The 20,059-nt window shown below is 64.3% G+C and carries 24 protein-coding genes; 21 read left to right on the top strand and 3 right to left on the bottom strand.

Annotated features, from left to right (window positions below; translation table 11 throughout):
* The first annotated feature begins 18 nt into the window (after positions 1-18).
* From JN302_RS02965 to JN302_RS02950, 4 genes are all read left to right on the top strand, one after another.
* Positions 19-1,689: a nitrite/sulfite reductase gene (locus tag JN302_RS02965; RefSeq protein ID WP_202331651.1), complete on the top strand. Its 1,671-nt coding sequence runs from the start codon at positions 19-21 to the stop codon at positions 1,687-1,689.
* Positions 1,664-2,434 (top strand): phosphoadenylyl-sulfate reductase, encoded by a 771-nt coding sequence (locus JN302_RS02960; protein WP_202331649.1) that lies wholly within the window; start codon positions 1,664-1,666, stop codon positions 2,432-2,434. The genes JN302_RS02965 and JN302_RS02960 overlap by 26 nt, the downstream gene beginning before the upstream one ends.
* Before the next feature lie 9 nt (positions 2,435-2,443).
* Entirely contained in the window at positions 2,444-2,986 is a 543-nt protein-coding gene (locus JN302_RS02955; RefSeq protein ID WP_202331647.1) for a DUF934 domain-containing protein, read from the top strand.
* A 250-nt stretch (positions 2,987-3,236) separates the two neighbouring features.
* On the top strand, positions 3,237-3,845 hold the full coding sequence (locus tag JN302_RS02950; RefSeq protein ID WP_202310013.1) for a DJ-1/PfpI family protein: 609 nt from the start codon (positions 3,237-3,239) through the stop codon (positions 3,843-3,845).
* A 60-nt stretch (positions 3,846-3,905) separates the two neighbouring features.
* Here JN302_RS02950 and JN302_RS02945 read toward each other — a convergent pair whose 3' ends face one another.
* The 3 genes from JN302_RS02945 to JN302_RS02935 form a co-directional block, all read right to left on the bottom strand.
* Positions 3,906-4,097, bottom strand: coding sequence for a hypothetical protein (locus JN302_RS02945; protein ID WP_202310012.1), 192 nt, complete (start codon positions 4,095-4,097; stop codon positions 3,906-3,908).
* A 238-nt stretch (positions 4,098-4,335) separates the two neighbouring features.
* Positions 4,336-4,512 (bottom strand): hypothetical protein, encoded by a 177-nt coding sequence (locus JN302_RS02940; protein WP_202331645.1) that lies wholly within the window; start codon positions 4,510-4,512, stop codon positions 4,336-4,338.
* Positions 4,509-5,333, bottom strand: coding sequence for an LssY C-terminal domain-containing protein (locus tag JN302_RS02935; RefSeq protein WP_202310011.1), 825 nt, complete (start codon positions 5,331-5,333; stop codon positions 4,509-4,511). Before JN302_RS02935 ends, JN302_RS02940 begins: the two co-directional genes overlap by 4 nt.
* A 140-nt stretch (positions 5,334-5,473) precedes the next feature.
* Between JN302_RS02935 and JN302_RS39535 the strand changes: the two genes are divergently transcribed.
* The 17 genes from JN302_RS39535 to JN302_RS02855 all read left to right on the top strand — a co-directional run bounded on the left by JN302_RS39535 (position 5,474) and on the right by JN302_RS02855 (position 19,940).
* Entirely contained in the window at positions 5,474-5,608 is a 135-nt protein-coding gene (locus JN302_RS39535; RefSeq protein WP_274609251.1) for a hypothetical protein, read from the top strand.
* A gap of 179 nt (positions 5,609-5,787) precedes the next feature.
* Complete coding sequence (locus tag JN302_RS02930) at positions 5,788-6,483, top strand: CBS domain-containing protein (RefSeq protein WP_202331643.1); 696 nt, start codon at positions 5,788-5,790, stop codon at positions 6,481-6,483.
* Between the two features lie 223 nt (positions 6,484-6,706).
* Positions 6,707-8,416 carry a Na/Pi cotransporter family protein gene (locus JN302_RS02925; protein ID WP_202331641.1) on the top strand — a complete coding sequence of 570 codons (1,710 nt, stop codon included), beginning with the start codon at positions 6,707-6,709 and terminating at the stop codon, positions 8,414-8,416.
* A gap of 836 nt (positions 8,417-9,252) precedes the next feature.
* Positions 9,253-10,344 (top strand): LacI family DNA-binding transcriptional regulator, encoded by a 1,092-nt coding sequence (locus tag JN302_RS02920; protein ID WP_202331639.1) that lies wholly within the window; start codon positions 9,253-9,255, stop codon positions 10,342-10,344.
* A gap of 49 nt (positions 10,345-10,393) precedes the next feature.
* Positions 10,394-11,269, top strand: coding sequence for a carbohydrate ABC transporter permease (locus JN302_RS02915; RefSeq protein ID WP_244846173.1), 876 nt, complete (start codon positions 10,394-10,396; stop codon positions 11,267-11,269).
* Positions 11,259-12,092 carry a carbohydrate ABC transporter permease gene (locus tag JN302_RS02910; RefSeq protein ID WP_202310007.1) on the top strand — a complete coding sequence of 278 codons (834 nt, stop codon included), beginning with the start codon at positions 11,259-11,261 and terminating at the stop codon, positions 12,090-12,092. The genes JN302_RS02915 and JN302_RS02910 overlap by 11 nt, the downstream gene beginning before the upstream one ends.
* Positions 12,093-12,121: 29 nt before the next feature.
* Complete coding sequence (locus JN302_RS02905; RefSeq protein WP_202331637.1) at positions 12,122-13,417, top strand: ABC transporter substrate-binding protein; 1,296 nt, start codon at positions 12,122-12,124, stop codon at positions 13,415-13,417.
* A 109-nt stretch (positions 13,418-13,526) separates the two neighbouring features.
* On the top strand, positions 13,527-14,969 hold the full coding sequence (locus tag JN302_RS02900; RefSeq protein WP_202310005.1) for an FAD-dependent oxidoreductase: 1,443 nt from the start codon (positions 13,527-13,529) through the stop codon (positions 14,967-14,969).
* A 48-nt stretch (positions 14,970-15,017) separates the two neighbouring features.
* Entirely contained in the window at positions 15,018-15,260 is a 243-nt protein-coding gene (locus JN302_RS02895) for a hypothetical protein (RefSeq protein WP_202310004.1), read from the top strand.
* Position 15,261: 1 nt separating this feature from the next.
* Positions 15,262-16,326 (top strand): ABC transporter ATP-binding protein, encoded by a 1,065-nt coding sequence (locus JN302_RS02890; protein WP_202310003.1) that lies wholly within the window; start codon positions 15,262-15,264, stop codon positions 16,324-16,326.
* Between the two features lie 187 nt (positions 16,327-16,513).
* Complete coding sequence (locus tag JN302_RS02885; protein WP_202331635.1) at positions 16,514-16,777, top strand: hypothetical protein; 264 nt, start codon at positions 16,514-16,516, stop codon at positions 16,775-16,777.
* A gap of 34 nt (positions 16,778-16,811) precedes the next feature.
* Positions 16,812-17,951: a M14 family metallopeptidase gene (locus JN302_RS02880; protein ID WP_202331633.1), complete on the top strand. Its 1,140-nt coding sequence runs from the start codon at positions 16,812-16,814 to the stop codon at positions 17,949-17,951.
* 176 nt (positions 17,952-18,127) lie between these two features.
* Positions 18,128-18,691, top strand: coding sequence for an ABC transporter substrate-binding protein (locus JN302_RS02875; protein WP_244846172.1), 564 nt, complete (start codon positions 18,128-18,130; stop codon positions 18,689-18,691).
* Complete coding sequence (locus JN302_RS02870) at positions 18,688-18,891, top strand: hypothetical protein (protein WP_210382582.1); 204 nt, start codon at positions 18,688-18,690, stop codon at positions 18,889-18,891. Before JN302_RS02875 ends, JN302_RS02870 begins: the two co-directional genes overlap by 4 nt.
* Before the next feature lie 204 nt (positions 18,892-19,095).
* Positions 19,096-19,311: a hypothetical protein gene (locus tag JN302_RS02865; protein WP_202331629.1), complete on the top strand. Its 216-nt coding sequence runs from the start codon at positions 19,096-19,098 to the stop codon at positions 19,309-19,311.
* Between the two features lie 87 nt (positions 19,312-19,398).
* Entirely contained in the window at positions 19,399-19,713 is a 315-nt protein-coding gene (locus tag JN302_RS02860) for a hypothetical protein (RefSeq protein ID WP_202331627.1), read from the top strand.
* Positions 19,710-19,940 (top strand): hypothetical protein, encoded by a 231-nt coding sequence (locus JN302_RS02855; RefSeq protein WP_202331625.1) that lies wholly within the window; start codon positions 19,710-19,712, stop codon positions 19,938-19,940. Before JN302_RS02860 ends, JN302_RS02855 begins: the two co-directional genes overlap by 4 nt.
* Positions 19,941-20,059: the final 119 nt, after the last annotated feature.

Genomic DNA, 20,059 nt, shown 5'->3' with positions numbered 1-20,059 from the left:
GGCCGACGGAAGAAAACCATGTACCGCTATGATGAGTTCGACCAGGATTTCGTGAACGCCCGCGTCGCCGAGTTCAGCGACCAGGTGGACCGGCGGCTCGCCGGCCAGATCACGGAAGACCAGTTCCGGCCGCTGCGGCTGATGAACGGCGTCTATCTGCAGCTCCACGCCTATATGCTGCGTGTCGCCATCCCCTACGGCACCTTGTCGTCGCGCCAGATGCGCATGCTCGGCCACATCGCCCGCAAATACGACAAGGGCTACGGCCATTTCACGACGCGCCAGAACATCCAGTACAACTGGCCGGCCCTGTCCGACATGCCCGCCATCCTGGCCGATCTCGCCAGCGTCGAGATGCATGCCATCCAGACCAGCGGCAACTGCATCCGCAATGTCACCGCCGATCATTTCGCGGGCGCGGCCGCCGACGAGGTCGCCGACCCCCGGCCCTATGCGGAGATCCTGCGCCAGTGGTCGTCGGTTCATCCGGAATTCTCCTACCTGCCGCGCAAGTTCAAGATCGCGGTGACGGGAGCCGAGCGCGACCGCGCCGCCATCCAGGTCCATGACATCGGCCTGCATCTGAAGCGGAACGAGAAGGGCGAACTCGGCTTTGCCGTCTATGTCGGCGGCGGGCAGGGCCGCACGCCGATGGTCGCCAAGAAGATCAGGGACTTCCTCCCCGAGGAGCACCTGCTCTCCTACACCACGGCCATCATGCGCGTGTACAATCTCCACGGCCGGCGTGACAACAAATACAAGGCCCGCATCAAGATCCTTGTGCACGAGACCGGTGCCGAGGAACTGGCCCGGCAGGTCGAGGTCGAGTGGGAGGCGCTGAAGGACGGCGAGTTGAAGCTGCCCGACGCCGACATCCGTGCCATCGAGGCCTATTTCGCGCCGCCCGCCCTGACGCCGCGGCCGGAAGGCGACGCCGCCGTGAAGCTCGCGCGCCTGGATTCCAGGAGCTTCTCGGAGTGGCTCGACCAGAACGTCGTCACCCATCGGCACCCCGATTACGCCGCCGTCACGATCTCCTTGAAGGGCATCGGCGAGGCTCCGGGCGACGCCACCGACAGCCAGATGGAGGCGGTTGCCGACATCGCCGAGAAATATGCCTTCGACGAGATCCGCGTCAGCCACGAGCAGAACCTCATTCTGCCGCATGTCGCGCGCGCCGATCTCAAGGCGGTCTATGATGCGCTGGTCGAGATCGAGCTGGCCACGGCCAATTCCAATCTCATCACCGACATCATCGCCTGCCCGGGCCTCGACTATTGCGCGCTCGCCAATGCCCGCTCGATCCCGATCGCACAGGAGATCTCGAAGCGTTTCGGCTCGCTCGAGCGTCAGCGCGAGATCGGCGAGCTGAAGCTGAAGATCTCAGGCTGCATCAATGCCTGCGGCCACCATCATGTCGGCCATATCGGCATATTGGGCGTGGAGAAGAAGGGCGCCGAGCTCTACCAGATCACGCTGGGCGGCTCCGGCGACGAGAACACCTCGATCGGCGAGATCATCGGCCGCGGCTTCGGCCCGGACGAGGTGACCGATGCGATCGAGACCATCGTCGACACCTATCTCGGCCTGCGCCTCGACCCGAAAGAGACGTTCCTCGACGCCTATCGCCGGGTCGGACCCGCGCCGTTCAAGGAGGTGCTTTATGGCAGCGAAGCCAAGGCTGCCTGAGGCGCCCGTCGAAGCCAATGTCGAAGCCGAAGTCGCGGCGGCAGCCGCCGCGCTCGACGCGCGTTTCGGCCATCTCACCCCGATCGAAGTCGTCGAGCGGGCAGCCCTTCACGACTTCGCCGGCGGCATCGCGGCGGTATCGTCCTTCGGGGCGGACTCGGCCGTGCTGCTGCATATGATCGCCGAGGTCGACCGCGGCCTGCCGGTGATCTTCCTCGACACCGGCAAGCATTTCGGCGAGACGCTGGAATACAGGGACGCGCTCATCGCCGATCTCGGCCTGACCGACATCCGCATCGTCACGCCTGATGAAACCGCGCTCAACCGCGACGATCCCGACGGGACGCTGCATGGCCGCGATACCGAAGCCTGCTGTGCGATCCGCAAGGTCGAACCGATGGCGCGGGGCGTCGAGCCGTTCCGTGCCTGGTTCACCGGCCGCAAGCGCTTCCAGGCCGCCACGCGGGCGGCCCTGCCGGTGTTTGAAACCGTCGGCATCCGCACCCGCATCAATCCGCTGGCGCGGTGGACCACGGCCGACCTCGCCGACTATATGCGCCGGCATGCGCTGCGCGAGAACCCGCTGGTCGCCTATGGCTATCTGTCGATCGGCTGCTTCCCCTGCACCCAGCCGGTGAGGCCGGGCGAGGACGCCCGCTCGGGCCGCTGGGCTGGACAGGCCAAAACCGAGTGTGGCATTCATTTGGGTGGCCTCGACCGGTCGCTGGCCGGTCCCTCGATCTAGGAAATGTTCATGTCGCAACCGAACGCTGAGGCGGCAACCCGCCTCTGGACGCCTGCAGGCTTTCGCGAGGACGAGTGGCGCCATGCAGACTCTCCCGAGGCGCTGCTGGCCAATGGCCGCTTCGTCCTGCCGCTGCAGGTCTTCCTCGCCCTCGACGAGGAGACCCGCAAATCGGCGAAGGAGAGGCTCGGCGTGCTCCTGCAGCCGGGCGAACAGGTCGATGCCATCGCCGGCCTGCTCGACCAACTTACTCTCGTGGCGCTCGCCTTCCCGGCCTTCAATGACGGCCGCAGCTTCTCCAAGGCCGAACTCCTGCGCCGCCGGCACAATTTCGAAGGCCCGATCCGGGCGGTCGGCCAGGTGCTGATTGACCAGCTCCCGCATATGCTGAGGCTTGGCTTCGACGAGTTCGAAGTGTCCCACCCCGTGCTGATCGAGCGTCTGGAAAAGGGCGAAACCGGCGGCATTCCGCTTTATTATCAGCCCGCGACCAAGCCGGCCGCCGAACCCACCAGGGGCGCCGGCTATTCCTGGCGCCGCAGCCGCCGGTAAGTCGGGCCAGGCAGGAAGGCGCTCGACTTCAAAGCTCTGGCGCGCTGCATACCCCTCATCCGACCGCGCGGAGCCTGTCCTGGGGCTTGCCGAAGGCAAGACCCGTGGGCGCTCCGCGAGGTCGGATGGGGTATCCTGCGCGCCCAAAGATTCCCGCTCCGTCGACTTCCTCTTTCCGCTATTCCGCCTTACGATGCCAAAAATTATTTCGCATGCCGAAATAATTCTATCGAACGGGAGGAGAGAGAAAATGTCGGGCAAGAAGATCCTGATGCTGGTCGGGGAGTTCAGCGAGGAATACGAAATCTTCGTCTTCGAGCAGGCGATGCATGCCGTCGGACACACCGTGCATGTGGTCTGTCCGGACAAGAAGGCCGGCGAGGTCATCAAGACTTCGCTGCACGATTTCGAAGGCCACCAGACCTACACCGAGAAACTCGGCCACGACTATATCCTGAACAAGGGTTTCGCCGAGGTGAAGCCGGAAGAGTACGATGCCGTGTATTGCGCCGGCGGGCGCGGCCCGGAATACATTCGCATCGACAAGCGGGTGCAGGCGATCGTCCGCCACTTCCACGAGGCCGGCAAGCCGATCTTCACGATCTGCCATGGCGTGCAGATCCTGATTGCCGTCGATGGCGTCGTCCGCGGCAAGGAAGTCGCCGCTCTTCAGTATTGCGAGCCGGAAGTGACCCTGGCAGGCGGAAAATATGTCGACGTCGCTCCGAACGGTGCCCATGTCGACGGCAATCTGGTTTCGGCCAAGGGATGGCCCGGCCTTTCGGCTTTCATGCGTGAATGCCTGAAAGTGCTGGGCACGGAGATAAGGCATGGCGATCTGCGCAAGATTGCCGCCTGACCGCCGGAACGTCCTTTTCGCTTCCGGCTGCTCGCGCGGGTGACCTCGGGGATCGCCACCCTACGATCTCCGCCTCTTGCGTTTCTCCGCGCGGTCGAGTTCGTCGAGCAGGTGATCCAGCGTCTCGGGAAGTTCCGGATCGACCTTGAAGAGCGGCATGGCGCGCAGGAACCGTTTGTTTTCGGCCGTGCCGATCTGCCGTCTGATCTGCGCCGATATCCGGGTCGGCTGGTTGCCGTTGCTGCGTGACATTGCCTCAAGCCCTATTGGAGTAAGAAACTCGTCCGCCCGGTCAATGGTTCCCGCAACGCAGCATCAGGGGCAAGAAGAAGCATGCAACAAGGTAAAATCTTACTTAAACTGTCGGTTTCTCGCGCTTGTGTCACGATGGCTTTGCTGCGTTCTCCGGCATTTCATCGCGCGGCCAGCCGGGGTCGACGATCCGAGCGATTCTGCAACGGACCCCGCTGCCGCCGCTATAGCGACGCCGTCAAGTGCGTTCATCAAGAGCAGGGGGTAGCCGCATCGCCAGGCCGGTGCTCTCTGGTTGGCGGATGATCGCGGCGTCCTTCTCCACGTTCAGCGATGCAGCGGTATGAGCCGCGCAGGCGATACCGGCTGATTGCGCAAGCCTCATCGAGCTGCTCCGCAGGTTCTGCTTGTTCAATACTCTGTCAGGCTGGCGAAGGCGATCGCACCATCGGTAACGTAGTGGTTGACATGCCCGATCTGCAAACGCGAACCGGATTGGTGAAGCGCGACATCCCCGATCACCCGCCTTGATCTCAGCTGGGCGACTATGTAGTCGCGTTCTGCATTTGTGTCCGAATCGGTGGCATGTGTAATCTGGAATGTTAACCGGGTCAGCGACAGCCCGGTATCTCTCGTGCCCGCCCCGACCCACAATACGCGCTGATCGGGCGGCGGTCTGTCCGTATTCAGCCAGAAGCTTGCTGCCGTCATATCGTCCCCGGAATGGGTGAGGCTCAGCGCCCAGAAACGGATGTGATGGCGTTTGCGCGGGCTGTTGTCGATGGGCTGCTGGAAACCGATGTCCTGCTTGCGCCCGAAGAGATAGAGGGTGCTGAAAGGAGCTGTGGGATACGGAGAATTGAAAAGGAACGCTCGCGTCATTCGCCAGGAGCTTGCGATATCAAGGCGATCGGCCGTCGACCAGCCCGCTGTCGCGAAAGCATCGCGGAGTTGTTGAAGAGTGCCGATGAGCACGAGATTTACGGGATCGCCGGGCAGCCCGTCTGCGGTGATCGTGTATCTGGGGATCAATCTCCGATGAAGGATCTTCAGGCCTATTCGGACGGCGTTTGGCAGGATGACATAGGCGGCCAGGCCGTATGTAAGGCTCACTGCCAGGATCCACGGCAATCTGTTGTCGGCGGTGTCGAAGACGACGAAGACGATCAGCCAGACGCTCAGCACACCCAGACAAAGGACGAGAAGCCTGTTGAACAGGCGGTTCAGGAATCTCAAGATATTCCTCCCATGCGGCGCCGGACGCGCGCGCCGTCGCCCTCATCCTTCGTCGCCGCCGGTCGAACATGCCCCAACAGCGACCATGCCGTTCCCTGGCCTATCTCCCGGCGGGATACGTCACCACGGCGAAGTTCATCATGTCCTGGGACGAGGGCAAGGACAATTTCGTAAAGCATCCTCCCGATGCGACCGTCTCGGTCCCCGCCGGTCACGGCCTCAAAATCGAGCAAGCCGTGGTGGCCTCGATGAAGCAGCCCAGGCTTGATGCCTGACCTTCGAGGCGCTTGAAGCAAGCCCTGGCGGCGCGAGCAGAGCGGCTACCCTGTTCATCGGCTGAGGAGCCGGCCTTGGCGGCGACGCAGGGTCGCGGCCCGGTGGGCATTCTGAGGGGTAGTTGCAGGCGACGATCCGACCTAATCTGCATGGCCCCGGTCCACCCCAGGAGACAGCCATGAAAGCCAAGGAGGTCATGACGACCAAGGTCGTTACCGTCTCGCCCGACCACAGCATCAGGCACGCGGCGAAGATCATGATGGAAAATGGCGTCAGCGGTCTTCCCGTCGTCGACGACGAGGGACGGCTGGTCGGCATCATCAGCGAAGGCGACATGCTGCGCCGGACGGAGCTGGGGCTCGAAGGCATGGTCCTGCCGGAACAGGAGCAGGCCGATCGCGAGCAAAGAGCCAGATCCTACGTGAAGGCGCATTCCTGGCGCGTCTCAGACGTGATGACGCCGGCTCCCGTTGTCGTCGGCGAGGAGGCGTCGCTCGCCCGCATCGCCGCCTTGATGGGCGAGCGCGAGATCAAGCGCGTGCCCGTCCTCCGCGACGGCACGCTCGTCGGCATCGTCACCCGGGCCGACCTGCTCTATGCGGTCGCCACCGCGAAATTGCCCGACACCACCCGCGGCGACGAAGCCATCCGCCGCAGCATCCTCGCCCGTTTCGACGAGAATGCTGGCTTGCAAGACCTGAACATCTCCGTCACCGTCGCGGACGGCATCGTCCATCTGTGGGGAGAGGTCGACGCCGAGGAATGCCGGCGGGCAGCGCGCGTCGTCGCCGAAGGCGTGCGGGGCGTGGAGGGCGTGGTCGCGCATTTCTCCACAACGGAGCAGGAGGGCGGCGAACGGCGGGACGCTGGCTGAAAGCAAGGACCCCGCAGCGGCTTCCCCCATCCGTTCCGGACGCTTCTCCTCAGGAAGTGTCGTGATTGTTGCGGTCACGTATCGGTGCCCGCTCTGATGTCTGCAGATCTGAGGGGTTTTCGGAAACGGGGAGCGTCGGTGCAGCGGCGGGCTATCGGCATAGTGTCGGCTGGCGCCATGACGCCGACGAGCTTGAGGCCGAAGCGGAGGGGAGGAGACGGGCATGTCGACGGCAATTGCCATTCTCGGAGGCGTCGGGCTCTTCCTGCTCGGCATGGCCGTCATGACCGACGGCCTGAAGTCTCTGGCGGGATCGGCCCTGCGCACCGTCCTCGCCAAAGCAGCTGCCACGCCGCTCTCCGGCGCCTTCTGGGGCGCGGTCGTCACGCTGCTCGTGCAGTCCTCAAGCGCGGTGACGATGACGACGATCGGCCTCGTCAGCGCGGAGCTTCTGACCTTTTCGCAGGGGCTTGGTCTCGTTTTCGGCGCCAATGTCGGCACGACGGGTACAGGCTGGCTCGTCGCCCTGATCGGTGTCCGCGTCTCGCTTTCGGCCTACGCGCTGCCGATGATCTTCGTTGGGGCCTTGGCCAAACTGCTGGCGGGCGGACGGATCGCGGCGGCCGGCGGTGCCCTCGCAGGCTTCGCCTTGGTGCTCTACGGGTTGACGACGCTCCAGCAGGGCATGGGCGGCCTCGCGGAGAGCCTGCATCCGTCTGACCTTCCAGCGGTGCTGGGCGCGCCGGGGGTTGGCTGGATCGCCGGGTCGGTCGGCCTCATGACCCTTGTCGTCGTCGGCCTGGCGATGACCGCGGTCATGCAGTCCTCGACGGCCGCTATCGCTGTCACCATTTCGGCCTTCTACGCCGGGGCAGTGAGCCTGGAGCAGGGCGCGGCTTTGATCATCGGCCAGAATATCGGGACGGCAACGAGCTCCGCATTGGCAGCCATCGGTGCCGGTACGATGGCGAAGCGCCTCGCCCTCGCCTATGTGCTGTTCAAGGCGATAGCGGCGCTTATATCGATCGTTGCATTTCCGTTCACTGCGGCGCTGATGAATGCCCTTGTCGCTTCCGTCGACGGGGTGACGCTTCTTGCCGCCTACCACACCGCCTACAATGTGGTAGGGGTCGCGGTGCTCCTTCCGGCGACGCAGTGGTTCAGCCGCATCGTGGGGCGGCTCCTGCCCTCCAGCCAGACGGCGCTTCAGCGTGCGCTGGACCCCAGCGCGCTGGTCAGTCCGGTGATCGCCGTCGAGACTGCCCGGCGTGTCGTGGCGGATGTCCTCTCGACAACCGCCGCCTCGGTCTCGGCGGGGCTTTCGGGCGAGGCCGGCCCTGTGGCGCGGGAAACAGCGGCGGCCGCCGCCACGCTGGGGGAAGTGCAGGATTTTCTGACCGCTCTGAAGGAGCCGCCCGGGACGGAGAATGAGCGGCTGCGCATGACAAGCACGCTGCATGCGCTCGATCACGCTTCACGTCTCGTGGAGATCCTGATGGACGACGGGCCCACAAGGCGGCCGATCCGAACGTTCCACGACCTTCGCGCCGGCGAACTGTGCGTAGAGGCTCTGCGAGGGGCACAGGCGATCGGGCGCTCGATCACCTCGGAATCCGCGCTGGGCGCACAGGCGGCACCGATCGGTTGGAGCGTTTCGCCCAAGGTCGCCGCGGCCCTTGCTGACGCGGAGGGTGCGGCCAAGGCACTCGACGCCCTGCAACGGGACCACCGTGCCGCGACCCTCGCCTCCGTCGCTCCGGGCAAGCTGACTGCGGCGGATGCCTTCGCGGGGATCGAAGCCGCCCGACGGCTCGACCGGCTGGCGCATCATGCGTGGCGTTCGGCGGCCCATCTCCTCGGCCGCGGCGCGCACGACGATCAGGGTCCGGTGGCCCGGCCAGGGAGCGCCGCGAGCGAAAAGGCACGTGGATGAGCTCGACTGAGGGCCGCGGCTTCAGGCGCTGACCCAGCGTCGTGGCACGTGAGGCTGACGGTAGAGGTCGAGAGGCAGGCCTGCCAGCGGCTTCGCGACATCATTCGCGCCAGATCGGTGTCGGCATCGCTTCGAGGAGGGGCGTTCGTGAGAACCGCGCGGACAGACGGACAAACCCCCTGGCTGCCGCGCGGCTTCTGAAGCGAGCCTCGATGAGTTCGCGGAGAAGTAGCGGTTTCAGTTCAATTGTCTTCCGAGAGAACGAAAGAACGCACGAAGCGCCTCGAACGGAAACGTCTCCGTGACTTCCTCCACGAGAAAGTCGTCCCGCACCTTCGTGTTGGGATAGGTTATCGCTATTTCATGCCAGGCGAAGGTCCTGGCCAGAACGGCCCATCGTGCCTCCCGAGACGGGGGCAACGAAGACATCCAGCACCGAGGCGCATACGGGGGCCGTAAGCTGAGGCGATTGATATGCCCGTGATCGATGCAAAGACCGCGTCGAAGGTCGGCGAGGAGACGTCGCTCGCCCGCATCGCCGCCTTGATGGGCGAGCGAGATCAAACGCGTGCCCGTGGGCCGAAACGGCGCGCTCGTCGGCGAAGGCACGTCAAGACATTGGCACTCATTCGCTCTCCCAATCCTGACCTTGGCTGTGGCAGCGTGGACGCCCGAGAACGGCCACGACATGTGACCTTGATTGCGGAGAGCTGCGATCTGCATGATTTCCGCCCGAACGGTCGACGCGCGCGGCGCTTCGCCCGTCCATGCCTATTGATTTGGTCAAAAAAGGCGAGTAAAACGTTTAACTGTAAAACGTTTAACAGGGCTCTTTCATGAGTCGCAAGAGGTCGACGATCAAGGACGTTGCCACGCGGGCGGGCGTTTCGATCGCCACCGTTTCGAACGTCCTTTCGGGTTCCAAGCCGGTGAATGCCGAACTGCGCAAACGCGTCGAGAGTGCGGCGCTCGAGCTCTCCTACCATGTCGATCGCGCCGCTTCGCAGCTGCGCTCCGGACAGGCCAAGGTGATAGGTGTGCTCGTACCTGACCTGGACGACGTGTTCTTTACATCGCTCGTTTCGCGGCTGGAGGTGAAGGCGCGCGAAGACGGATATGATGTCATCGTGGCGAGTTCGCGCGACGATGCCGAACTCGAGAAGTCGCGGCTACGCGCCCTGCTGGGTTGGCGCCCGTCGGGGCTCGTTGCCGTGCCCTGTACCGACAACGTCCCCCAGATTCTCGCCGAAGAGGCGCACCGCCTCCCGATGGTGCTCGCGGACCGTGTCGACAGCGAAGGAGCCTTCGCCGACACGGTGACGATCGACAACGCGGAGGCTGGCGAGATCGCAGCCCGCCACCTGGCCTCGATGGGACATTGCGACGTGGTCATCGCGGCGTCGCATCTCTCCATTGTTCCCATCCGTGAACGCGTGCGCGGTGCCGACTCCTTTCTGCGCCGGGCGATCGGGCGGGGTGCGACGGTGATCGAGCTGGGCTCCAATGGCGAACGCGGCGCCGAGCTCTTCTTGCACTGGCTCGAGCGGCATGCGCGCCCGACCGCCGTTCTGGCGCTCACCAACGTGACGACCTTGGCGGTACTGTCGGCGCTTGCTGCCAGACGCATCGACATTCCCGAGCAGGTCTCGATCATCGGCTTCGACGACTATGCCTGGATGAGCGCGCGCAAGACCGCCCTGACTGCGATCCGCCAGCCCGTGGACGAGATGGCTGGGGCGATCTGGAACAGGCTCAAGGCGCGGATCGCCGGCGACGAGTCGGCGCCACAGCCGATCGAACTCAAGACGTCGCTGCAGGTTCGCGATTCCGTGCGCGATCTTGGCGCAGCACCGGAAGGCGTACCCGTTTCCGCTCCGCCGCTACGGGACGAGGATGCGGACGGCGCTGGCCAATCAGCGGTCCACTGATCGGGAACGAAGCACGCGCCAACGCAAGCACAGGGTCAGGGAGGACCGTTTGCGCAAGAGAAGTCTGGCCCGGCTGATGCCGCTGGTCGCTCCGGTTCATATCCTGATCCTGAGCGTCATCGTCGTCCCGTCGATCTTCGTGATCTGGCTAAGCGTGACCAAGTCGAGCTTCGGCCAGGCACCGACCTGGGTCGGCCTTGAGAACTACATCCGCGTGCTCTCCGATCCGGCCTTTCGCAGCGCCTTGTGGAACACCGTCATCATCGTGGTCTTTGCCGTCCACATCGAGCTTGCGATCGGGCTTCTGGTGGCGCTGCTTTTCGCGAGCGGCCTGCCGTTCCGCCGCTTCCTGCTGGTGGCCGTTCTGGCGCCATACGCGGTCAGCGAGGTGATCGCGGTCGTGATGTGGCGTTTCCTGTTCGACACATCGGCCGGACCGGTGACGCTGGCCCTCCAGGCGCTCGGCCTGCCGATCCTCGACTGGTCGTTCGAGCCCACGCACGCGATGATCCTGATCGCGCTGCTCACGATCTGGCTGCATCTGCCCTTCACCTTCATCATCCTCTATGCCGCGCGGCTGGCGATACCCAGGGACCTCTATGAGGCAGCGCGAATTGACGGTGCGACCGCCTTCCAGGCCTTCCGGCGCGTTACGCTGCCGCTGCTGGGGCCGGCGATCGCGGTGGCGCTGCTCTTCCGCTACATTTTTGCCTTCCGCATCTTCTCGGAGGTGTGGCTGCTGACGGGCGGAGGGCCGGCCCGGTCGACCGAAGTGGTGGCCGTCTATCTCTACCAGGAAGCCTTCAGCTACAACGCCTTCGGCACCGCCGCCGCGACCGCCTGGATCATGGTCGTCGCCTCGCTGCTGCTCGCCGCCGGCTACGTCTTCCTTCTGCGCAGACAGGTGGCTACGAATGCGCACTAAACGGCTTGTCATCGGGGTGGGGAAGGCTGCGGCGGTGGTCACACTGCTCGTTTGGTCGCTGTTCCCGATCGCCTTCATCGTGATGTCGTCGGTGAAGCCGGGGCAGGAGATCTTCGCGGTCCCGCCGGCCTACCTGTTCACGCCCACCTTCGAGCACTATGCCTCGCTGTGGAACCGCTGGGGCGTGTTCTTCGACGGGCTGATCAACAGCACGATCGTGACGGCCGGGGCGACGGCGCTGGCGGTGATCGCAAGCACCTGCGCCGGCTACGTCTATTCGCGCAACTCCGGCCGGTTCCTCAATGCCAGCGTGATGTTCCTGATCGTCGTGCGACTGATCCCGCCGATCGTGGTGACGTTGCCGCTGTTCCCGATCGTCAATGCGATGGGACTCAACGACACCCATGTCGTGCTGATGGTTCTCTACGCCACCTTCTTCGTTTCGCTCGGCACGGTGCTGATGCGCACCTTCATCGACCAGATCCCCCGCGAGCTGGACGAGGCCGCCGAGATCGACGGGGCAGGGCGTCTCACCATCCTGCGGCGCGTCGTGGTGCCGCTGGCCGCTCCCGGCATCCTCGCGGTCGCCGTCTTCGTGGTGGTGTTCGCCTGGAACGAGTTCCTATTCGCCTTCATCTTCATCGCGACCAACGCCAAGACCACGCCGCTGGTCATTTCGGAAATGATCGGCTCCATCGACGGCGTCGACTGGGGGATCCTGTTCGCGGCTTCCACGGTGCAGCTCGCGCCCGTCCTGCTCTTCGTCGTGCTCATGAACCGCTATCTCGTCGCCGGGCTGACGGCCGGCGCTACCAAGGGATGAAGATCCGTCTGCAAGGGAGGAAAACGACCATGAAAGCGTTCAATCTTGACATTACGAGGGGCGGCTTTCTCGGAACCGCGCTGGGCGGTGCGGCAGCACTTGCCGTCAGTCCATCGCGGGCAGCGGGCAAGACGCTCAACGTGCTCAGCCACAAGGTGCACGAGACAGTTCTGGGCACCGGAACCGACAGCGACCTGATGAAAGGCTGGAGGGCCGACAACGCCGCCGAGATCGTCTTCACGACCCTCGATTCCAATCCGCTGATGGACCGCCTGTTCCGCGAGGCGAGCCTGGGCGAGACCGACTACGGCGTCGGCTACATGGTCGACAACCGGCCGACCTCGGAGATCGCTTCGCTGTTCGAGCCGTTGGATGGCATGCTCAAGGATGATCCGATAGAGGATTTCGGGGATATCGCGCCCGGCCTCGTCGAGGGCATGACGGTCGACGGCAAGCTCATCGGCATTCCAGTGCGCCACGCCACCCAGGGCCTGTTCTACAACGAGGAACTGCTTGAGGAGGCCGGCATCTCCGCGCCGCCGGCCACGCTCGAGGAACTCGTCGAACAGGCGAAGAAGACGACCTTCACCTCGGCGGCCGGCACCCCGGTGACCGGCATGATCCTCGCCAGCGACCTCGCAGTTTTCCCGGTGATGTTCGCACGCGCTTTCGGCGGCGATTTCATCACCAGGGACTTCCAGCTCGTGCCGGATCCGGCCGCCATGGAGCAGGGGCTCGAAACGCTTCGCGGCATGTTCGAAGCAGGCGCCCTGCCCCGCAACTACGCCACCACCAAGAACGATGACCAGGTGACGTGGATCCAGCAAGGCCGTGCAGCTTTCACCGTGCTCCCTTTCGCCCGCAATGCCCAGCTCAACAATCCGGAGCAGAGCAAGTACCCGGGCAGGATCAAGGCCATCGAGTTCCCGATCTCGGCCATCCTGGCCGGCAAGATGCCGATGGCATCGGTCACGGAGGCCTGGGCGATGGTCATTCCGAAGAATGCCAAGGACAAGCAACTCGCCTGGTCCTACATCAAGGAGGTGTCGAGCAAGCGGGTCACGCTTGGCATGGCGCTCAACGGCAACGGCCCGGTGCGCGTGTCGAGTTATGCCGATCCGGCACTGACACAGAAGAACCCCGTGGCCGAGGTCGAGGCGAAGGTGCTTGCAAACGCGCGCGGCGCCTTCCCGCCCTTCCCGGAGGCGGCACGCGCGCAGGCGACCATGCTCGAAGAGGTGCAGCTTGCCGTAATCGGCCGCAAGCCGGTGAAGGATGCGGTGGCCGCCATCATCGAACGGGTCAAGCCGCTGTTGCCAGCCTGACAGCAGCGATGAACGTGCGCCCGGGCCGGCGACGGCCCGGGCTGCTGGATCAAACAGGAAATGCCTTGCCGGTGCCAGGTGGCGGCCGGCAAAACCCGAGGAAACAGACATGTCCAGCTCCGCAGTCCGCTCCATCCAGGAACCGGCCCGCTCAATCCCGATCTCGGCCGAATACGACGTTCTCGTGGTCGGCGGTGGCCCGTCGGGCCTCACGGCCGCGCTCGCGGCGTCCGAGGACGGCCTGCGGGTCGGCCTGGTGGAAAGCCGCAGCTTCGTCGGCGGCAACATGACGATCGGCCTGCCGGTGCTGGGCTTTCTCGGCCAGAAGGGCAACCAGATCATCGACGGCTTGCCGGAGAAGTTCATCCAGCGCCTGCGCAGGGAACGAGACGGTGCCAGCGAGCACCGGCCATGCCCGCTGCACATGGGCATCACCCTGGTGGAACCCGAAGCTGTGAAGACGGTGGCGCTCGAGATGCTGACTGAATCCGGCGTCGACGTGCTGTTCTACACCTTCTTCGCCGGTGTCGTGATGGATGGCGACACGATCCGCGGCATCGTCACCGAGAGCAAGAGCGGCCGCTCGGCAATTCTTGCGAAGGTCGTGATCGACTGCACCGGCGACGCGGATGTCGCCTATCGGGCCGGTGTGCCGACCGAGAAGGGCAATGCCGAGGGCGGCATGCAGCCGCCAACCCTGATGTTCTGCCTTGGCGGGGTCGATACCGACAAGCTGCGCATGTCGATCGCGAACGCGCCGCCGCAGGCGCGCACCTATCTCACCGACTTCATTCCGGCAGAGTATTTCGGCCAGAACCACCAGTTCATCGTGGTGGGCCTGCGCGAGTTGATGGCCAAGGCCAAGGAGGAGCGCGGCCTCAAGATCCCCAATGAGCGCACGATCATCATCACCGGCCTCAAGAAGGGCGAGGTCTGGATCAACATGACGCGGGTCGCCGGCACGGATGGCACCGACGCGCGCAGCCTCACCAATGGCGAGATCGAGGGCAGAGCCCAGATAGACGATATCATCACTTATCTCGTCAACTATGTGCCGGGCTTCGAACAGGCCTACTTCACGAAGACAGCACCCTTTCTCGGCATCCGGGAGACGCGGCGCATCGTCGGTCAATACGTCATGACGCAGGAGGACGTGCTCGCCTGCCGCCATTTCGACGACGCCGTGGCGGTTGCTTCCTATCCCATCGACATCCACCGTCCAGGCGACCAGGGTTGCACGCTGATCTGGTGCGGCGACTGCTACGACATCCCGTACCGCTCGCTCGTGCCCCAGAAGGTGACGAACCTGCTCGTCGCCGGCCGCTCGATCTCGGCGACACACGAGGCGATGGGTGCGATCCGTGTCATGGCGACCTGCATGGCGATGGGCGAGGCGGTCGGACGCGCAGCGAAGATCTCGGTTCGCGGCAATCGTACCCCGGCAGACATCGATGTCGGCGAGCTACGCCGCCAGCAGCTCGAGCATGGCGTCTACCTGCGCAATCCGGATGGCAGCCGCGCGTCGGTGGCCGACCTGGCGCCAGCCGCCTGACCGGACAGGCGTCGGCGTGATGCCGGCGCTACGCATCGGGATACGCGCATGGTGAGGCATCATTTCATCGGAGTCGACGTCGAAACCGGCATGGGCGGGCCCGTTCTGCTCGGCACGACGGCCAGCGCTTTCGCGAGCCTGCCGGATGCAATGGCGGCGATGACCGGCGGCCCCCATATGTTCCAGCCGGCAGTCGACACGGCGGCCATCCATTCGAGACGGCTCGCAGCTTTCGAAGCGTTGCAGCAGACGGCGCGGGCCATCCGCAATATCGATTCCCCGGAGACATGACATGGCAGGCCTGCGACTGGACAAGCTTCGAAAGACATTCGGCGCTGTTGAGATCATCAGGGGCGTCGAACTGGAGATTGCGGATGGCGAGTTCGTCGTCTTCGTTGGCCCGTCCGGCTGCGGCAAGTCGACCTTGCTGCGCATGATCGCCGGACTGGAGGACATCTCCGGTGGCGACCTCTTCATAGGCGGCGAGCGTTGTAACGACATGGAACCGCGCGACCGGGGCATCGCCATGGTCTTCCAGTCCTATGCGCTTTATCCGCATCTCAGCGTATACGACAACATGAGCTTCGGCCTGACGCTCAATCGCACGCCGAAGGCCGAGATCGAGATGCGTGTGCGCGAGGCGGCGCGCATCCTGAAGCTCGGGCAACTCCTTGACCGCCGCCCTGCGCAGCTTTCCGGCGGCCAGCGCCAGCGCGTCGCCATCGGCCGTGCCATCGTCCGCAAACCGCGCGTGTTCCTTTTCGACGAGCCGCTGTCGAACCTCGATGCCGCCCTGCGCATGGACATGCGCATGGAGATCGCGCGGCTCCACAAGGAACTCGGCGCAACGATGATCTATGTCACCCATGACCAGGTCGAGGCGATGACGCTCGCGGACAAGATCGTGGTGCTCGAGGGCGGCAAGGTGCAGCAGGTCGGCGCGCCGATCGAGCTCTACAAGAAGCCGGCCAACCGGTTCGTCGCGGGCTTCATCGGATCCCCGAAGATGAACTTCTTCGACGTGACCGTGACGGATGTCGCGTCCGGCATGGCCACGGTCGAGTCGGCCGCGGTCGCACCGGTCTCCGTCGCCGCCGGCGGCCTTGCCGTCGGCAAGCGCGCGGTCCTGGGCGTGCGCCCGCAGGCGCTGCGGCGCGAGGCCATGTCCGATCGGGACGGCACGATATGCGGCACCGTCTCGCTGGTCGAGCGGCTGGGCGCGGAGACGATCGTCAGCCTCGACACCGAATCCGGCGCGCGGGCGCTGGCTGCCATACCCCAGGACGAGATTTTCGAGACGGGTAGTGCCGTAGCGTTCCGGTTTGACCCGGCGCAGGCGCATCTGTTCGCGGCGTGAGCCAACCGGGCGTTTGACGAGGAGAAGTTTGCGATGGGTATCCGGCTGGCCGCCGGCAGGCAGCCCGCGTCGCCGCCCAGGGCGTGCGCCTACCGGTTCGGGGTGCGGCATGTCGGGGCGCGGCGTTGCAGCTCTCTTCGGGAGGCGCTAGAGTTGCGACAGGCTGCATGGCCGAGGAGCACCTGATATGGCGGGGCGCGCGACGGTCCGCTGGCTGGTTCGTCTCACTCCAGCCGCGGGTCGCACAGTCGACGATCTCCTGAAGGTTCCACTGAGCTTCGACGTCTGGGAACGGGAAGCCGACGCCGTCGTGGCGGCCGTCTCCGAGCAGACGATTGCCGAACTCGAGCGCCGGCGAATGGCTGGCGTCGAGCGCCTCCGCACGATTGCCGACCTGGAAAGTGGCGTACCCAGCTCCTGTCACCCCGACGGGCAACCGGGGGGTCCCTGATCGGGCTGGCTCTGTCGAAGGGAGGAATGGACATATGAGCCTCATCGCCAAGGTCACGTCTTCGGGACCGCAGAAGCCACTTGGGAACGTTCTTCGAGTACCGCTGGGCATCGACGTCTGGGAGGTCAAGCCGGATCACCTGATCCTTCGTGGAACCGAGGCTCAGCTGGACCGCCTGTCCCACATGGGCTACCTCGTCGAGCAGATCGAGGATGTGGAGCGGCATTTGTCCGCCTTCGCCAGGGCGGAGGCAACGGAGCAATATCACTCGGCCGCCGGCCTGGAGGAGGAACTGCGGCAGCTCGCGGAAGCGAGGCCGGACATCGCCCAGCTGATCGAGATCGGTCGGAGCATCGAGGGCCGGCCCATACTGGCCATGCGGATCGGGGACCGTCGCGGCGGTGTTCCCAAAGTCCTGTTCATGGGCTGCCACCACGCGCGCGAGTGGATCGCCGTGGAAGTGCCTTTCCTGCTCGCCAAGGAACTCGTCGAGCGGGCCGACGAGGCGACGATCGCGGGCTGGCTTACGAGCGGAGAAGTCTGGGTTGCCCCGATGGTCAACCCGGACGGCCATGAACACAGTCGGGCGCAGGAACGGCTTTGGCGCAAGAACCGCCGGAGGAACGACGACGGATCGTTCGGCGTCGACCCGAACCGCAACTATGGCTACATGTGGGGCACCCTTGATGTCTCCACCTCCAGCCACGTGCCGAGCGACGAGACCTATGTCGGCCCGCGGGCTTTCTCCGAGCCGGAGACGCAGGCGGTCCGCAATCTCATAGGCTGCGAACGCTTCGCCGGCGTGATCACCTATCACAGCTATTCTCAGCTCATACTCTACCCCTGGGGCTACACGGACAGACCTGTCCCGGACGTTGAGCACCGGGAGCAGATGGTGGGGATGGCCCAGGAGATGCAAACCCTTATCCAGGAGGTGCATGGCAAGGTCTATGTCCCGCAGCAATCGTCCGAGCTCTACCCGACTGCGGGCGACACGACGGATTGGACCTACGGGACCTACGGCATACCGTCCTTCACAGTTGAACTGAGGCCGCGCACCTTCCAGGAAGGCGGTTTCATCCTGCCGCCGGACCAGATCCTACCGACCTGGGAGGAGAACCGACCGGCGGCCTTCCGGTTCATAGAACAGCTCTTGGCGGCACCCGTGACATAGGCGCGGAGTGTGGTCGACTACTGTCCTCACGTGACGGCAATCTGAGCCACTCGCCTGATTTCAGGCGCATTCCGACGATCGGCTTGGTGCCCTGTGGCGCAACGATCACCATGACAATTTGCCCGTGACCGCGACCTGAGGATCTCACCCAGATTGTCGCGCCATACACGAGTCCCGTGAAGGCGCTACTCGCCGACGGCGTCAAGACCTTCCACATCCTCTCACCCGACTACGAGGCCGGGAAGATCCAGGAAGCGACCGAGGTGGCAGCCGTCGAGGTCGGCGGCGGGACCGTCAAGGGTACCATCGAGGCGCCGCTCGGAACCGCGGACTTCTCGTCCTACCCGCTGCAGGCGCAGTCGTCCGGCGCCGAGGCACTGATCCTGAACGTGAGCGGACCCGACCTCGTCAGCGCGGTAAAGCAGGTGCAGGAGTTCGGCATCATGGCCGGCGGCATGAAGGTCGCCCTGCCGGCGCTGCACCAGTCCGACGCGCGCGCCATCGGCGTCGAAGCCATGAAGGGCGTGCGCTTCGCGGCCCCCTGGTTCTGGACCAAGAACGAGGCGTCGACGAAATTCGGTCTGCGGATGAAGGAAATCACCGGCAATGCGCCGGGCTGGATCGCCGCAGGGACCTATTCGGCCGTTTCGAACTACCTGAAGGCGGTCGACGCGGCCGGCACCGACGAGCCCAAGGCTGTCCTGAAGGTACAAAAAACAACACCAGTATGGCATTGTTGAATGAGCTGATTGAAGGCAAGGTGGACCAGATGCGAGAGATAACGCGTCCTGAATTCGAAGCCTATGAGAAGTGGGTGGAGGCGGTCCTCGCCTCTGTGGAGCGAACGGTCGAAGCCTCCGATCGGGTCGACTTCGAGGAGGTCGCCGCGGCGGCGCGCGAGGTGGTCGATATCCGAAGGCCGGGAAGAGCGTATCAATGATCGGCAGGATCCGCTGCCTGCAGAACAGCTGCAACGGGCGAGGGGCGCAACGACAAGAATGCGGAGAGGCAGTCGTCCATCGAGGCAGAGGTCTCCAGGTCGGATCCACCGCAGCAGCATGTGCCGCGCCAGCGCCAGATCGAACTGGAGATCGAGGATCGTCAGGAGCGCGAACGAGACGGTCGCGAGCGGTAGGAGGCAATCGTGAGGGATGACTGGCGTTTCCAACAGCTTCCGCCGCCAGAGGGCTCGGAAGATCGGCCGGACGGCTTTGTCGCGATTGCCATTCTTGCATTCGTTGTGGTCGGATTTCTGATCTACTTCGGTCCGCAGCTCGGCGCCGTCGAAACCTGGTTCGTCGACATGTACCGGACGATCGAGAGCTGGGTGGCGCCGATCAGGGAATTCGTCCTCGGGTAGGAGGAGGTCCCTAGGCAGGACTCTTGGCGAAGGGCTGTCCGGTGCCCATTGGTCGGTTGCCTGAGGGGAATGCGATGAGATTGAGCCGTGCTCTCCGTCGACGGCCGGTATGACGCGCGGTGGACGGATGAGATTCACGACGAATGGATGCGCAACCTTATCGCCAATGTTCCGGCGATCCCACTTGACCGGCTTCAGACCACGCGGCGTCTGATGGAACTTGCCCTACCGGAGGCGCTGGTCGGCGGTTTTCATCGTCATATCGACAGCGTCAAACTACCCGATCCCCATGACCGCCACGTCATAGCCGCCGCAATCGAAGCGAACGCCTCTCACATCCCCACTTGGAATCTGCGGGACTTTCCGGTGAATGCGATCAAGAAACACGGCTGGTCCGCGTGACGCCCGATGCGTTTCTTGCCAACCTCTATGATCAGGTGCCGGACTTTGTCGTGGGGTCGCTTGCCAATGCGCGGCGCAATCTCTCGAAGTCAGGTGTTTCGGCGCAGGACTTCCTCGCCTTGCTCAAGGCTCAAAAACTGACGAGCCTCAAAAGGCGCCTCGGGCGACACAGATCCGATCTGCAAGTGGCCGATGCGTCAGGCTGGTTGATCCCTCGACAAGAGTGAAAGTCAGTCGGCATTTCGCCTTAGATTAGACAGCTGTACACAGTTGCGTATAATGAAGACTTATACGCAACTGCGTATAAGGCATCTGCATACGCAAACCCGTATATTGATGTTTTATA

The organism is Mesorhizobium sp. L-8-3 (assembly GCF_016756615.1).
GTDB lineage: Bacteria > Pseudomonadota > Alphaproteobacteria > Rhizobiales > Rhizobiaceae.
Note: the sequence above shows the minus strand (reverse complement) of the source record. Positions and strands in the feature narration are given on the sequence as shown.